This is a genomic window from Psychrobacter sp. TB20-MNA-CIBAN-0197 (assembly GCF_040309765.1).
Lineage (GTDB): Bacteria > Pseudomonadota > Gammaproteobacteria > Pseudomonadales > Moraxellaceae > Psychrobacter > Psychrobacter submarinus.
This window is the reverse complement of record NZ_JBEOPC010001138.1, coordinates 1-248: the sequence shown is the minus strand read 5'-3', so window position 1 is coordinate 248 and position 248 is coordinate 1. Positions and strand designations below refer to the sequence as shown.

General features: G+C 31.9%; 1 protein-coding gene. It reads right to left on the bottom strand.

The window, feature by feature from the left end; translation table 11 throughout:
• Positions 1-67 precede the first annotated feature (67 nt).
• On the bottom strand, positions 68-248 hold a 181-nt coding region (locus AAEY83_RS17490; protein ID WP_351061225.1), incomplete at its 5' end, for a glutaredoxin family protein.

The following is a 248-nucleotide window of genomic DNA, read 5'->3' as shown; positions in this document are numbered from 1 at the left end:
AAGCATGTGTACCAAAAGCAAGTTGTGCTTTTAAAATTCTTATTAAATCCATAGTTCTTATTTGCTCTTATTCTGCTTGTGCTAAAAATTCGCGCACAGAGTGTAAAGTAAAAGGCCAATATAATTTCTCGCCTTTTTCACTTTTTAATACAGGAATAGTAATTTGATACTCAGCAATAAGCTGCTCATCAGTCATAATATCGATTAGTAATAACTCACTGTTGTCATTTAGTACATCAGTGATAAGT